The organism is Caballeronia sp. LZ019, from assembly GCF_031450825.1.
Taxonomy (GTDB): Bacteria; Pseudomonadota; Gammaproteobacteria; order Burkholderiales; family Burkholderiaceae; genus Caballeronia.
Window position 1 is genome coordinate 247,610 of record NZ_JARTVZ010000005.1, and the last position, 14,911, is coordinate 262,520.

Here is a 14,911-nt window from a genome sequence, read left to right on the forward strand (position 1 = left end):
CTAGCTTTGAATGAACGGGGGAATGGGTAGGTAGCACCAAGTGGCCTCGAAGTCTGCAAAAGCCGTTTCGAGAGCTTAGAGCAGTTCCAATGAATTAGGAAAACTAACGTCGTTAAGAAATCGTGAACAAGAAACAAATCGTCGCCGCCGTTCCAACCACGCTTGGAGCACTTGACCGCGCTCATGCAATGCGCGCCGCCATCGAACATCGTGACGCCGTGTATCGTGCCGCGCAGTCCGGCTCGCCCGGCAATGCGCTGACCCGCCTGCGGGCGAATGAAAGAGTCCGCGCCGCCGTGCGCGGAGAACCCTTATGAGTACGCTTAAGAAGGGCCACGCAGAGCGAACTGCACGCCGCTTTGCGCGCCTGATGCGGGCCAGTGGCATGACGCTGCCCACGGTACGCATGGAGGCGGCTCTTGCCCAAGCTCAGGCGAGTGACGCCGCCACTCGCGAGGAAGCGGCCCGTATTGCGCGTGAACGCTTCGAAGGATGCAAGAGCGTGACGAACTCCGCGCGCGAAATCGGCATGTCGCGCACGGCACTGTTCCGCTGGCTTGAGCGTGCGGACTGGCTAGCTCGCGACGCCCACGGCAATTGGCAAGCGAACGACGAAGCGATCGGACTCGGATTTGTCGTCAGACGGGGCCCGGCATCGATATCATGGCCGCGAATCACGCCGCTCGGACAGCAACGAATCGCGCGGCGCTTCAACGATGAGCCGGGCTAGGCGGCGAAACACAGGAATTTTTATACGCCATCTGCGCGCGAGCGCGCGAGGGAGAGAAATGACAAGTGTCCCGATGCGCTCGACCGTACGCTTTGGGCCAAATGCAAATAGCCGAAGTTGGGTCCGTGCGATGGCTTCTCACATTGGCTCAAGCCGATCAGTGAGGGCGGCGCGAGTTAATGCATCGAAAATCCCGCGAGGCCGAGCGCTGCAAGGCTCAGCGAAGATTCGAACATCGAAGACAATGGAATATTCCGACACGGAGCGCGCGGGTGCGTGCGCGCATGCGCGCGAGTACTCCATTCCGAACCCGCCGGTCAACTGGATTTCAGATTGCACATTTGCATTGGGAAAGCCGGGCGCGGGATAGTTGACGATCGATGAGACGATGGGCTTCCCATCCCTCATGCAATGAAATCATGCATTCCATCACACGCGCCTTTTCCGACGATTCCGAACTCAAAACTGCCTTTATCGCGGCACTCCGTGACCGCGCCATCGCGCTTTCCGTGGCGCGTTTGCGGGAGCGTCACGGTAAATTGGCAAGCGTCGCGCACGTGGCGCTCTTGCACGATGCAGTCGTTCGCTCGATGAGCGGCGAAGGCGACGTCGTTGACGTGCTCGAAAGTGACTGCAAGCACGTGGACACTCTCATTGCCGACGCGCGCGCCGCACAATCTGCGCTCGTCGAGGCGGCTGCCGTGGAGCGCAAAAAGAGCGGTCGCGTCCCCTATCGCGTTTCGCGCGAAATCCTCGAACTGCCCGGCAAAATCGCGGCACTTGAAACCTCCATTCACCGCTTCGATGCCGCCCGCAAGCAGTACATGGAACGACTTCGTGAGAAAGGCGTTGACGCGCGCACCCTCGCGAAGATCGAGCCCTCTCCCACGCACGACGACCTTGTGGAGTGGCGAAACGACGCAGAAGCCAAACGTGACCGGCTTGCGCGCCTGAAGGCTTACGACGCATCGGGGCCGTTCTATGACCCAGATTCGCTCGGCGAAGAGCTTTTGAAGTCGCTTGACTTCTAAACGGAGGCGCAATGGGCAAGCGCCTGACGCCGCTCGAATGGACGGCTATTGAACGCCAGTATCGGGAGGGTGCACCGGCCAAGATGCTGGCACGTTGTTACGGCGCAGCCGAAAGCACCATCTTTCGGCGCGCTTCCGATGAGAGATGGCGTGCCAGTCGATCATCCCAGCGTCTCAGCCAGTTGGACCGCCTGGAGCGTTTGACGGTTCGACTTGAGAACGTACTCCGCCTTGCGGAAGCCAAAAGTAAATGAGCATTCCGGCGGCCCGGACGACCAGAATTTTCGGCCCGCGTGTCTGCCTCTCCGGCTCGGCTGGATTGAGGAAAACGGCGACCGATGCGACGAATTTTCGAGTTGAAGCTGGGGACTCTCACTATCACCTACTAGCAAATCGACATGCGCGAGGACGATACCCTCAAAGAGAATCCGCACGAGCGTGGCTTCACCCAAGCGCAGCGTGAAATCGTTCTGAGGAAGCCGCTTGAGCGGTTCAAACGCAACCGCGCCAAGCCCGAAGAACTCGAAGCGCTCCGATATCGGCTCATCCAAGCGCGCGTCACGCAGGGCATGATGGCCGTGGAAGCGGCACGGGAATTTGGCTACGCGAACAGCTCCCAATTGAGCCAAATCGAAAGCGGCGTACGTCCGACGCCCTCCGACTGGCGGTTTCTCAAGCAAGCGGCGGAAGTGTACGCCGTCTCGACCGATTGGTTGCTCGGATTGAGCCCGAGCATGGAGCCGGACTCGCGGGTCGTCCGTGAGCACGCCCTGTTGCGCGGAACCGAAAATCTCGTGAGAGCTTTCATCGGTCAGATGACTTCGTTGCTCATCGAGACGGCCCGACAAACAAACGCGACGGAAGAAGAGCTTGCCCGCGTGCTGGACGACGCAGGTGACGTCTCGTCGCGGTTTGCGAAGTTCGCCGCTCGCCCAGAGTTTTTGGACATGCCGGGCGGCGCGCCGGTTCTCGCCGCCGTCGAACGCCTTGCAGCGGGCGTCGCGCCGTTGCGAAAGAAGCTGGCGAAGCTACAGGCAGTCGAAGCCGCCCTCAACGAACTGAAAAGCGGAAACGCAATCTCGCCTGCGAAGTTCATCGAGTTCTTTAGGGAGCGCGATGCGCAGGCGGGCGGTGCGCTGGCCGATGACGATACTCGACCAAAGGAAACGCGGCTATGACCTTCGGAATGGCTGACCAGACCTTACGTGTGAATTTCTGCGCTTGTGTGGTTTGTGGAACATCGGTGAATGACAGTCCTTGATACTTTCCGTCCTTGCGAACTTCTGTAACCGCCTACATAACAAACCAAAAACCGCCTGCGAGAGGCCAGACATGAAGAACAAAAACCAAAGCGGGGGCGCACTGCCTGCGCTCACGAGCATTCGATTCATCGCGGCGCTGACCGTGGTGCTTTCGCATTTCAGTGAGCGCGGTTTGCTAAACCTTCCAAAGTCGGTATTCGACTTCATGGACGGCGGGCGCTCCGCCGTGTCGATGTTCTTCGTGCTGTCGGGCTTCATCCTCGCCTACACGTACCGCTCCCAAATCGGCTCGACCGGCTCCCGCCCTTTCTACGTCGCTCGCTTCGCGCGCATCTATCCGGTCATCCTGCTGGGGCTGGTGCTTTGCGTGCCGACCGTCGCCGTGTTGCTCTACACGCACGACACCGAACGCATGGCGGACTTCTTCACGCTCAAGGAACACGTGCCGCTCGCGCTCGCGCTGAGTCTCGTCGCGCAAATCGTGCTTATCAGTGCGTGGTTCCCGTTCGCGGCGATCAATCAGCCGTGGAACGGCCCGTCTGAAAGCGTCGCGTGCGAAGCGTTCTTCTACGCCATGTTCCCTTGGATTCTGAGCAAGCTCAACGCCGTCGGCATCCGGGCCATTCTCGCGATCTGCGCGGTCGTCTGGCTCGCGCAGGGCGTCGCCGATTACGTGCTGCTCTCGCACGTCAACGTCGCCCGCAGCGCCTTTCTCGTCTTCATGTTCCCGGTGCTGCGCATCCCTGAATTCATCCTCGGCATGGGCGCGGCGTTCGTCTTCCAGTCAAGCCGCGAGCACAGCGCGCCGTCGCAAATGAAGGCGATGGCGATGGTCACGCTCGCGCTCGCGGGGCTGGCTGTCTTCGGTGTGTGGCAACCGGCGACGTTCCCGAAATACTTCCCGGTCTTCTACCTGCAAGCGCCGTTCTTCGCGCTGCTGATTCTCGGCCTCGCGCTGCTCGAAGGCCCGGTTTTTGGCATCCTCAATGCGCGCTGGCTCGTGCGCTTGGGCGAAGCGAGCTATTCGCTGTACCTGGTGCATCTGCCTATCCTGCTGCTCGCGATTCTCGCAGGGTTTGACCGTGGCAATGGCTGGATTGCGATTGTCTTCACTGTGGCCTTTAGCGTGGTCGTGTTCCAGTTCTACGAAGAACCGATGCGCCGCTATATCCGCGCGCGACTCACGGGCCGCACGCGCAACACCAGAGCGTTCTTCGGGCCACGTAGCGTGGACATGCGGTAAGCCCGCACGGGTGGACTAAGAAACGGCGCGGCGGCGCGCGGGAGGAAACGTTCGATGAATGTACTTCGCGAACAATCTTTGACCTATCCAAGGCGTGCTGCTGGCACGGCCGTATCTACACCGAAACAATGCGCGCGGAGACGGGTGAGCAAGTCGTCATCTTCACTGCAAAGGCGACGGCTCGTTCGGGATATCGACGTTCACCCGATTGGCGGCATCGACGCGGGGTCAACACCGGCAACATCACCGCCACTCCGTGGGCCGGGCCGCGCAAACCTCGCTTCTGTGGCTCTTGCACGAGCGTCGGTCAGTCAAGCCGCGGCTCCGAGTTACAGCAATCCAAGCTGCCCTCAACCAACTAATAAGCGGGAAAACAATCTCGACTGCAAGTCATCGAGGTCTTCGTGGACCGCTACGAGGAGGCGAGTCGTGCTTCTGGTCGATGCGGAAACCTGAAGCGACGGGAAACACGCCGATGTGGCGCACCTTATTTGCGCTATCTTGGTTCAGCGGCGAATTCCATGCGCTGCACCGTTGGAACGAAGGACGTTGTCCTTTTTCGCAATCTCAATCGCGGTGACGGCGAAGCGTGTGTCACCAGGGCGACGCTGCCCGTCTAACTTCGGACCGCTCGTTAGCTTAGCTCCGAGCTATCTCGTTTTCGTTCGCTTAGCTCTGGACTTTCTGCACGAACTTCCAACGTGAGAAAAAGCGCAACGGTCGGCTCGGGACAATTCCGATCAGACTCACCGCCGAAGCTGTCAGACAGTCGAATCCGGAAGTTGCAAGCTGGCGCATCTCAGAACGGCCATTGACGACATCACGCAATCGGCCACTAGCAGTCGCCAAGCAGTTCGCAATCCCGTCGCTTGAAGGTCTTCTGATCGTCCCTTTGCCGCCAATGAGAAAGACGGCGCATGCCCAAAGACCGAGATAACATCCGTTACGTGATGAAAGCGAACATCATTCGTCGCGCGAATACTCTGGAAGTTAGCAGTATGATTCGTTCCCAAGAGCATCAAAAGCCGAACGCAACGAATATAAGGACGTCGCCGTCAATGCATATCTGAAGCCGTTGGGGCTTCTAGCGAACCGGCCGTAAGTGCAGAGCGATTATATTTAGAAGATTTTAAGCAAGCCTGTACTGTTGGAAGAGGAAGAAGGCGTGCGCTTCTTGATACAACAGCGTTGTCCCCGTGGACCGACTCAATCCTACCCGAATCTTGCTGCTTAAATATTAAAACTAAATTCCAGCTCGCTCCAAAGCGAGGATGCACTGGCGGATTCTCTGAAGGAAATCACTAAATTCCTCGACGCTACGCGGCCAATCAAGGCATGGTGCCTACTATCGTCAAATCTGGTCCGACGATGGCCATAAGAATCAATCTAATTGCAGACGTGTTTGACCATTACAATGGAAGGTTTCTTCAACTTCGGGGGCACCTTCAATCAAGCCGCTGGCGGACAGTCTCATTGCCGATTCAATGAGCTGCAGAAATATATCCACGATGACCTCCCAGAAGACCTAATGCCGGAAAACTACCGATTGCACGATGAAACTCAAATCGCGATCAGATTTGGATTTTTACTGGGGCAAGACGTTACAAATTCCGCTATCCTGAATGGACGGGTGACCGCCGACGAACTAGATCAGGGCTTTGCTCTGTTTGACGGGCTAGCAAAACGTCATAGCGCCAGACCAGAGAAGCATCATTAATGCGCCGCGCGCGGCGATCGCTACATGTTTTTCGCATCGAAATGCTGGGTGGCACGAGTTTATGCAGTCGTGCAACCCGGGACGAGTCACTTGGACGTCTACAGCGACAGCGCAAAAACAGGCCAGCGCCGTCGGCGGTTCAACCGAACGATGAACATACAAAGCTTCGCGCTGCACCCTGGAGCGGACGTCGAGGTCGCGCCCGATGGAAGGTGCGGACAGGGTCGCGCTGCGTCGGTCCGTTCTTCAAACTCATCTCCGGAAAGCGGCCAGTGGGTCCCTTGCCTCGGAACGGACATTCGTCAGGGGTACGGCCTACCGCAATAACGGACCGACGGAACCGCCGGAAGCGGCCTTCCGTTTGCGGCACAGCGATGCTAGGTCCGCGGCCACAAACATTCCCTGTTGAACAAGATTCCTGTACGGTAAAATTGCGCGCGTTAAACACGTACGATCACACAGGGAACGAATGGAGCATCTAGCCGATACACATGTCGCTTTGGCTACGGAGGATTCAACGTTGCCGCGCGACGTCCGCCCTGGCGAGTACGTGCCGCGAGCCTATCCTCAAGTGATCAAGTACATGGGCTCGAAGGCCGCCATCCTTGATTTTCTGGGAGCAGGGTTCTCCGCACTTGACCACCTGAACAAACCAATAGTAGACCTTTTTGCCGGCGCAGGAGCAGTGTCAGGCGGCTTTGGCCATCGAAATAGGATTATCTCGAACGATATCCAGGAATATTCGGCGGTTATAGCGAGTACATACCTCAAACGAGCTGAAAAGATCGGTGCGTTCGACATTGTCGAGCGCGCTAGCCGCATTGCTACGGATAATGTCGCTGCGCTTTCACCTAACATGCGGTACCCCGACTCATGCTCACTGGAACAGTTCAACGAAATCGAGGCGCGAAATCGAGAACTTATTTATGAGGAATTCGACTCAAGTCATCATTTGTTCAGTAGGGTCTATGCTGGGACTTGGTGGAGCGCGGAGCAGTGCATTTGGATAGACGCGATTCGGCAAGTTCTCGATGAGTTATTGGACGATAACAAAATTGAATTAGCCGACTTTAATTTTGGCCTGACGTGCCTTCTCCATGCCATGGCTTACTCCAGTCAGGGCACCGGGCACTACGCCCAGTATCGAGACGCGAAAGACGAAACGTCCATGCTTGATATAAGTCGCTATCGCAAGGCATCGGTCCCTTCTGTATTTCAGCGGAAATTTGGCCCATTACTGAAGTGGAATCTCGCTAATGTCGTCGATCGAGGTCACGAGCTTGTCTCAATGGATTATGTCGATTGCTTGAGGTCGTCACCGCGGTCGATTGTGTATGCGGACCCTCCTTACGCGTTTGTCCACTACAGCCGCTTCTATCATGCAATGGAAACTCTCGTGAAGTACGACTACCCTGTCTTGCAAGTAAAAGGGGAGCGTTTGGTTAAGGGCCGCTATCGTAACGACCGCCATCAATCTCCGTTCTGTATCAGAAGTCAGGTACAAGGCGCATTCCGGGAGATGTTCGAAGGCGTGAAAGCGAGCGAGAGCGATCTTGTGCTGAGCTATTCCAACACCGGCATGATAACGATTGAAAATCTCATTGACCTAGCCACATCGGCATTTGGAACTTCATATCAGGTTTGGTTCAATAGAACAGGACACGACCATAAAACGATGGGTAGGCGTAGCGATCATTCACGGCAGGTCGAAGAATCTCTCATAATTGCCAAAAAGCTTTAGAATCGAAATAACCAAAGAAGAAAACGTGAGTAAGCATTCGGGGGTGCACAGATGTCGGGTTTGAGTAATCTTACAGTCTCGCTAACCAAGAACGGGTATCAGAAGATTGCGGATGTCATTATCAAGCATCCGCGACACGAAATTCTAGCCAACATTCACGGTGTACATGCTGGAATCAATCTGGACCGCTCCCAGATTTTCAACATGCTCTCTGGCAATCCAATCACGAATGAGTTACCCGAGGTGTGGGACGAGGTCCGGTCGTTTGATGAACCTCAAGTTCGAGCACTGACCTTCATCGCTATTCTCTACAGCCATAACCAGCTCATCGGCATTTTCGCCAAATCGAAGACGGGAGAAATGCGAGGAACGTTGCGCAGAGATGATTTCGGCAACGATAAGGCGTACACGAATATCGCCTACACCATGCAATCGTTCGGAATTTGCGCCTATCGACCTGGAGCCGCATACGTCGATTATTCGATGGCAACAGTTTTCTCGGATATGCGAATCGGCCCTTTGGCAAAGAAAGTTATTGCGAAGAAACTAGAACAAACCGGATGGCGCGAACCGCCCCCAGGAGACGAGTTTCTGCGAACATTCTACGAACAATGCTTCCACTATCAGTTTCACGACGCACTTGGACTTAGCCCGGAACAGTTCGAATCGTGGCTTGAAGGACGTGTAGTTCAGGTGTCGGTCTTACCCCCGATGGTGCTACCTGATACAGATGTGTCCGTCAGCGCACGGCTTGTCGCTGCTCTCGCTGCAAAGCCGTTTGTTATCCTATGCGGTGCTTCTGGTACCGGTAAAACCACAGGTATCCGACAGCTCGTCTCCGCGCTTACTCCTAAAGGTGTAGACCGTCGCACGAATCACGCTTTTATCTCGGTCGAGGCTGGATGGACAGACGGACGGCATTTGTTAGGATATAAGAATCCGTTTGGGACAGACGGCGAGTATTACGCTTGGACTCCGGTCATTGAAGTCCTATTACGCGCGAACTACGACACATACCGCGGCGTTCCGTTCTTCATCATTTTAGATGAGATGAATTTGTCGTATGTGGAGATGTATTTCTCGCGGTTCTTGTCAATTATGGAGACTTCGGCAACGGAAACTCCCGAGCCTGTAATTGATCGGGACACGCTGCAGCTTATGCTTCGCAGTGGTTTGCTTGATTCCGACTTGGCGAATATGGCGGAAGCGGCTGTCAAGAAAGGAGGGTTATTCCTCTCGCCCAATGTGTTCATTGTCGGCACAGTGAACGTCGATGAAACGACTCATAGCTTCTCGCCAAAGGTGCTCGACCGCGCCTTCGTCATCGAAGTTAGCTGTGAAGCGCCCTCCCAGCATGGTGCGACTTACGCAATTCCAGCCGAAGACGAGCTAACCTTACCGGCCACCGAGATCGCCCAATTGCTCACCGACCTGACAATCCACTCCGCAACGATGGATTCGGCGTTAGGCGGGTTTCTCGATGCAGTATTCGAGCGCTCGGGCGCGTTCAAATTCGGTCCGCGGGTTACGAAGGAGATCAGGCGGTATATCTCAGTGTCGGAAAAAATCGCCATGTTTCCTGGCGCGCCCGCCGGTTTTGCGTCGCCGACGGCAATTAGAGATCGACTACTGATGCAGAAGATTCTTCCCAAGTTCAATGGCAACCGGGCGCAGTTAGGGAGAGTAATCGACCAGTTGCTGGCTCTGGACGAGTTGACCCAGCTGACTGCGACGAAACAGAAGTTGGAAGCCATGCGAGCTGGGCTTGGTCCACTGGGTGCCGTCAGCTTCTTTAGTTGAGAAAAGTAAAGTGAAACGGCTCGCAAAGGTCAAGATCACGGCCCCAGGGGCGGAAGTCGTGATATCTCCGAATACACTTCGTTTCTACGAAGATGATTTCAGGGTTGAGTTAGAAGCCGGTGTGTACGGAGTTCCTGCGGAAGATGAAGATTCCTCTCAGGCCAAACTGTATTACGCCGAACCATCGGATTCAGAGAATTCTCTTTTGCATTCCCTTCGCTTGGTTGAAAATACTGACTACGATTTCTCGATTATCTTAAATAAAGACCTTGCACAGTTCAAACGGGAATTGAAGGCGATTCGCGGACAATACCCTTTCCGTAACAATAAACTTGCGGGTTTCATCTCGTTGAATGCGGCGTCTGCATGGTCGAGCGTCGACCAGGGAAAGCTCCGCGTCACCGGCCGAATCAACTTAAAAAATTACGCTGGGGTAGCTGACTTTTCGCTTCATGAGCAGGCTGGCGAGATGAAGCTTCTTCTTTCCGTGCTTACCGAGAAGCTTACTGACGAAGCAAATCTTTTTGGCATCCTAAGCGAACTTGCGGCGCTTTGCGATAAGGTAATCTTTCAGTTGGACGCTCCGACTGAAGTAGGTTTGTTGGCCAGCGGCGAAGCGGACGAATCACCGATAATATTTGCTTTTCACCTTCGTCGGCTATTGCGAGACGGTCGCTTCGCCTTTGCAATCGATCAGATTACATCAAAACCCGCATACCGAAATCGACAATCGAGACGAGTAGAAAACATTGCGTTCGCTAGCTTCATTGATCTGGTAGAAGTCGCATCTAACCCGCTTTCATTAGAGTGGGTTCGCGGCGGCCCGTTGGCGAATCGGTTTCTTGGATACACGCCTTCCAAGGTACCTGTGACCGAGCCCGTACTCACCTTTGATATTCCGGAGAATCAGTATGTGAAGTCGTTCCTCAGTAAGCTGATCGGCAGCATCGATGCCATTTCAAACAAGCTTGGCGAAGGCGCGGACGCGCTTAGACAAGACCTGGCGTCTGCAAGTGACTATATTTCAGGCGCGCTTTCTTCGAGTCTTTGGAAGAACGTCTCGGAGAGCAAGCTCGTTCCGTACTCGATGATAATGCAGCAGCGAATCGGTTATCGAGACTTTTCTGAGGCGACTTCAAGCTTCGGATTAGAAGCAACGCTGGCACGCGCGGTGATGGGTTCAGATGACTTAAGCGGCGAGCTAAAACCTGTATGGCATTTGTACCAGATATGGTGCTGCATCCAAATGATGAAGATTTTGAACGTAGTTTGCGGCAAACCCGAAGACGAGTCGCTGGAAAACATATTTGACATCGCGGATTTCCGCACAGGTATAAAAGTCGGCGGGAAGGCAATCGGAAATTGGACTCACGGCCATTCCAGTGCGCAGGTTGCGATAGAGCTATACTACAACAAAGAGTTCAGATCGATGACTGGGTCCGGGGATGACTGGAGCGGCTCATACTCCCTTGGGTTCTTGCCGGATATCAGCATTGCTCTTTCACAAGGTAACCAGAAACACTGGTTACACTTCGACGCAAAATATCGAGTCGATAAGCGAACGTTTCGCGAGTTCACCAAGTTTGAGCGTGCAAAAACCGAAGATTTAGAAAAGATGCATGTTTATCGAGACGCATTGCTTGGGACTAGAGGCAGTTACGTTCTATATCCGTCGATTGATGCGAATCTCAGGCTTTTTGTTCGCCATGCCGATCCTCAATACCGTGATGCCACTCGCCTACCCAGCATTGGTGCGTTTCCGCTTCATCCAGGAGAAGGTAGTTGGGGGAAAGAGCAGCGAGATAGCTTGTCAGCATTTATTATCGCCGCTATAGCGACTGTGGGTGGTGGGCACTATCAGGAGGAAACCGGGTTCGGCTAGTACGCACTTCTTGTGACGACGTCTATGCGCGTTGTGTCGGCGGAACTATCGCTAAGCCACGCGCGACCAAACTAAGGTTAGCTGGAGACCTCGGGTTCCAGTAGCACGCGGGCTTCCTGCTGCCCGATTGCGTCGTGAGATTCGTATTGACGAAATCGGGTTACAGGGCGGTTACACGACCAGAACAGAAAAGTGACGAAACCGGAGAAATTGGCGTAAGCCATTGATTTAAATGGCCCGCCCTACACGATTCGAACGTGTGACCTACGGCTTAGAAGGCCGTTGCTCTATCCAACTGAGCTAAGGGCGGGTATGGCGCAGCAGAGAACCCGGGATTTTACCTCATCCGCCCTGCCGCGCGTCTAGCCGTCATCACACGGGCTGTCCGTGCGTCATGAACCAGCCGAGAAAGAACACGCCCGCGATCACGCAGTACACGCCGAACGAAGCCAGCTTGCCGTGGCCTTCGAAGTAGCGCATCAGGAACCGCACGCTCAGATACGCCGCGATGCCCGTCAGCACGCCGCCCAGCAGCGCATCGGCCAATTGGCCCGGCGCGTGAAAGAGCTTCGGCAGCTCGAGCACGCCCGCCGCGAAGATGATCGGCGTGCCCAGCAAAAACGAAAACTCCGCCGCTGCTTCCGCCGTGAGCCCCGCGCCGACGCCTGCGATCATCGTCAGCCCGCTGCGGGAAAAGCCCGGAATCAGCGCGCCGATTTGCGCCAGCCCCACGAGAAACGCCTGCCTGAACGTCAGCTTCTCCGGCGCACGCGACGCGCGGTTGCGCTGCAAGCGATCGCCCAGCCACAACAGCACGCCATTGACGATCAGCGCCGCCGCGACGATCCGCAAGTCGTGAAAGATCGCCTCGAGCCGTTTCTCCAGCACGAGGCCCACGATGCCCGTCGGAATCGTACCGATGATGAGCGCCCACATCATGTGGCCGTCCTCGTTCCGGCGACCGCCGACCGACGCGAACCAGCCGCCGATCAGCGCAACCCAGCGCTTGCGGAAATACCAGAGCAGCGCGATAGCCGTGCCGAGATGCAGCGCGACGAGAAACGGCAGCAACTGCGGCGCATGTTTATCGATATGCATGCCGATGACGCCGGGCACGAGCAACGTATGGCCCAGACTGCTGACCGGAAAGAGTTCGGTCACGCCCTGAAGCACACTGAGAAAAACGAGAAACCAGAGAGTCACGCGACGGTCCTTGTCGTGAAGAGAAAAGAGGACGCGCCGCAGCCGCTTCGCAGCCGTTTGCCGATTCGAAAAGCGTGGCGGAAGAGGAAAGAGGAATGGTGCGGCGCGCAAGCCGGGACCGATTATGCCTAGGGGCTTAGGGAGCGCCAAGCGCTACGCGCACACAAGAAGACGCCGACAGCTAACCGTCGGCGAAAGAGAAAACATCCGCAAGCAAATACAAAGGAAACCGAAAGAACAGCGCCAAACCCTGCGTGATCCGTCAGCCCTTGAGCTTGTACAGAAAGATTGCCGTGCTCGCGCCGAAGAGGCCGAACATCGCGACACCCATCGCCATCGCCAGATCCATACCGACTCCTGTCCGTCTGATTCCCAACATTCGGAGGATATAACAACACATTGCAATTGCCTTCGACAGTCGCAATTTCCCGCAGAGGGTTTCTCCGCATCAAAAAGCGAGGCAGAATCGGCGAATCCCGTAACCAGTCGCCGGCTCCCCATTCAAGCCGCGCGCCGCCTCAGACGGAGTGCGTTGCCACCATGTCATCCGAGAAAGACATCATCGAAATCGAGCGCGACGGCGCCGTCATCCAGCTTGCGCCCAACGCGGGCGGCCGGCTCATGACTTGGCGCGTCGGCGGCGAGCCGGTCATCCACTGGCCCGATCCGCTCGATGACGCCGCCTGGTCGAACGCCGCGAAAATCCGCGGCGGCAATCCGCTGCTGTTCCCTTTCCTCGGCCGGCATTTCGTCGATGGCGAGATCGGCAAATGGCGCGATGCGGAGGGCGTCGTGCATTCGCTGCCGACCCACGGCTTCGCGCGCAACCTGCCCTTCTCCGCCACGCGCGATGCCGACGGCCACGGGTTGCGCATGACCCTCGTCGATAGCGACGCCACCCGCGATGGCTACCCGTTCGCGTTTCGCTTCGAAGCGGCGTACCGCATCGTCGATGCGACGACGCTGGAAGTCGAGCTGACCACGTCGAATCCCGGCGAGGTCGCGTTGCCGTACTACACCGGGCATCACTTCTACTTTCATCTTCCGCACGGGCAGCGCGGCGAAAGCAGCGTCGAGCTGCCGCGCAGCGAACGGCGACGGCAGCAGCCGGACGGTTCGATCACCGACGCGCAGCCCGGCGCACCGCGTTACGCGCTCAGCGACGACAGCATCATCGATTGCTTCCACTGCCTGACGGGACCGTCCGACGAGCCGGTGCGCCTCGTGACGCCCGGCCTGAAACGTGTCGTCAGCTTCGAGCTGCATCAGCCGGACTCGGTGCCCTGGTACGCCGTCACGACATGGACCGAATCGGCCGATTCGGACTTCTATTGCGTCGAACCGTGGATCGGCCTGCCCGACGCCATCCACAACGGGCGCGGCCTGCGCTGGCTCGCGCCGGGCAAGACGGAATCGGCGTTGCTGAGACTCGTGGTCACGCCGACGGAGTAAGACGCAAGCAAAGCAATGCCCCTTCTGTCGGACGGAACCCGAAACGGTAGAATCCTGCGTTTCGATCCGCCGGGCCAGCTGCTGTCCGGCGACGCTTTGCGAGGTCAGGTTTTGCGTAAGAGAAGTCAACTGTTCGTCTGCGCGTTGCTCACCGCTGTGCTCGCCGCCTGCGGGTCAGGGCCGGTCGCGCCGGGGTTTTATCGGGTGCAGCGGGGCGATACGCTGTACAAGATCGCGCGTGAGAATCGCACGTCGGTCAGGAACATCGCGCGCTGGAACACGCTCGCGAACCCGGATGCGATCGAGGTCGGGCAAGTGCTGCGCGTCGAGCCGCCCGCGGGCAGCGCGGCGTCCGCGGGCAGCCCGAGCGGCTCCGGCGGTCGCAGCACCGCGAAGAGCGACGCCTCCGCCGACGCGCGCGCATCCAGCGCGCCGGCGCCCGCCATGTCGTTGTCCTGGCCCGCGCAGGGCACGGTGATTCGCGGCTTCGACGGCAAGAACTCGAAGGGCATCGACATCGCGAATGCGGCCGGCACGCCGGTCGTCGCGGCGGCCGCGGGCAACGTCGTCTATGCGGGCAACGGCTTGCGCGGCTATGGAAACATGTTGATCGTGAAGCATAACGACGACTATCTCACCGCCTACGCCCACAACAGGACGCTGCTGGTCAAGGAAGGTCAGACCGTGCAGCAGGGGCAACAGATCGCCGAAATGGGCGACACGGACAGCGATCGCACGATGCTGCATTTCGAAGTGCGCTACATGGGCCGCTCGACGGACCCGTCGCGCTACCTGCCGCCGCGCTGAAAAGCGTGACGGCGTTGCGAGGAAGATGGATGAGATCGACGAA

General features: G+C 57.0%; 13 protein-coding genes and 1 tRNA gene. 12 read left to right on the plus strand and 2 right to left on the minus strand.

Going from position 1 to position 14,911, the window contains the following annotated elements:
- Positions 1 to 122: 122 nt before the first annotated feature.
- The 10 genes from P9255_RS14525 to P9255_RS14570 all read left to right on the plus strand — a co-directional run bounded on the left by P9255_RS14525 (position 123) and on the right by P9255_RS14570 (position 11,406).
- Positions 123 to 317 carry a hypothetical protein gene (locus P9255_RS14525; protein WP_309789930.1) on the plus strand — a complete coding sequence of 65 codons (195 nt, stop codon included), beginning with the start codon at positions 123 to 125 and terminating at the stop codon, positions 315 to 317.
- On the plus strand, positions 314 to 730 hold the full coding sequence (locus P9255_RS14530) for a phage antirepressor KilAC domain-containing protein (protein WP_309789931.1): 417 nt from the start codon (positions 314 to 316) through the stop codon (positions 728 to 730). Before P9255_RS14525 ends, P9255_RS14530 begins: the two co-directional genes overlap by 4 nt.
- A 419-nt stretch (positions 731 to 1,149) precedes the next feature.
- Positions 1,150 to 1,761 carry a hypothetical protein gene (locus P9255_RS14535; protein ID WP_309789932.1) on the plus strand — a complete coding sequence of 204 codons (612 nt, stop codon included), beginning with the start codon at positions 1,150 to 1,152 and terminating at the stop codon, positions 1,759 to 1,761.
- An 11-nt stretch (positions 1,762 to 1,772) separates the two neighbouring features.
- Complete coding sequence (locus P9255_RS14540) at positions 1,773 to 2,015, plus strand: hypothetical protein (protein WP_309789933.1); 243 nt, start codon at positions 1,773 to 1,775, stop codon at positions 2,013 to 2,015.
- A gap of 144 nt (positions 2,016 to 2,159) precedes the next feature.
- Entirely contained in the window at positions 2,160 to 2,939 is a 780-nt protein-coding gene (locus P9255_RS14545; protein WP_309789934.1) for an XRE family transcriptional regulator, read from the plus strand.
- A gap of 154 nt (positions 2,940 to 3,093) precedes the next feature.
- Positions 3,094 to 4,266: an acyltransferase gene (locus P9255_RS14550; protein WP_309789935.1), complete on the plus strand. Its 1,173-nt coding sequence runs from the start codon at positions 3,094 to 3,096 to the stop codon at positions 4,264 to 4,266.
- Positions 4,267 to 5,680: 1,414 nt separating this feature from the next.
- Positions 5,681 to 5,983, plus strand: coding sequence for a hypothetical protein (locus tag P9255_RS14555; RefSeq protein ID WP_309789936.1), 303 nt, complete (start codon positions 5,681 to 5,683; stop codon positions 5,981 to 5,983).
- Positions 5,984 to 6,452: 469 nt separating this feature from the next.
- Complete coding sequence (locus P9255_RS14560) at positions 6,453 to 7,724, plus strand: DNA adenine methylase (protein ID WP_309789937.1); 1,272 nt, start codon at positions 6,453 to 6,455, stop codon at positions 7,722 to 7,724.
- Between the two features lie 51 nt (positions 7,725 to 7,775).
- Positions 7,776 to 9,524 carry a hypothetical protein gene (locus P9255_RS14565; RefSeq protein ID WP_309789939.1) on the plus strand — a complete coding sequence of 583 codons (1,749 nt, stop codon included), beginning with the start codon at positions 7,776 to 7,778 and terminating at the stop codon, positions 9,522 to 9,524.
- Positions 9,490 to 11,406, plus strand: coding sequence for a DUF2357 domain-containing protein (locus tag P9255_RS14570; RefSeq protein ID WP_309789940.1), 1,917 nt, complete (start codon positions 9,490 to 9,492; stop codon positions 11,404 to 11,406). Before P9255_RS14565 ends, P9255_RS14570 begins: the two co-directional genes overlap by 35 nt.
- A 233-nt stretch (positions 11,407 to 11,639) precedes the next feature.
- Here the strand turns inward: P9255_RS14570 and P9255_RS14575 are convergent.
- Positions 11,640 to 11,716 (minus strand) — tRNA-Arg (locus tag P9255_RS14575).
- A gap of 62 nt (positions 11,717 to 11,778) precedes the next feature.
- Positions 11,779 to 12,609 (minus strand): undecaprenyl-diphosphate phosphatase, encoded by an 831-nt coding sequence (locus P9255_RS14580; RefSeq protein WP_309789941.1) that lies wholly within the window; start codon positions 12,607 to 12,609, stop codon positions 11,779 to 11,781.
- A gap of 540 nt (positions 12,610 to 13,149) precedes the next feature.
- Between P9255_RS14580 and P9255_RS14585 the strand changes: the two genes are divergently transcribed.
- Together P9255_RS14585 and P9255_RS14590 are read left to right on the plus strand one after the other, a co-directional pair.
- Positions 13,150 to 14,061 (plus strand): aldose epimerase, encoded by a 912-nt coding sequence (locus P9255_RS14585; RefSeq protein WP_309789942.1) that lies wholly within the window; start codon positions 13,150 to 13,152, stop codon positions 14,059 to 14,061.
- Positions 14,062 to 14,172: 111 nt separating this feature from the next.
- The gene (locus P9255_RS14590) at positions 14,173 to 14,868 is read left to right on the plus strand and encodes a peptidoglycan DD-metalloendopeptidase family protein (protein WP_309789943.1); all 696 of its coding nucleotides are present in this window, start codon (positions 14,173 to 14,175) and stop codon (positions 14,866 to 14,868) included.
- Positions 14,869 to 14,911 lie beyond the last annotated feature (43 nt).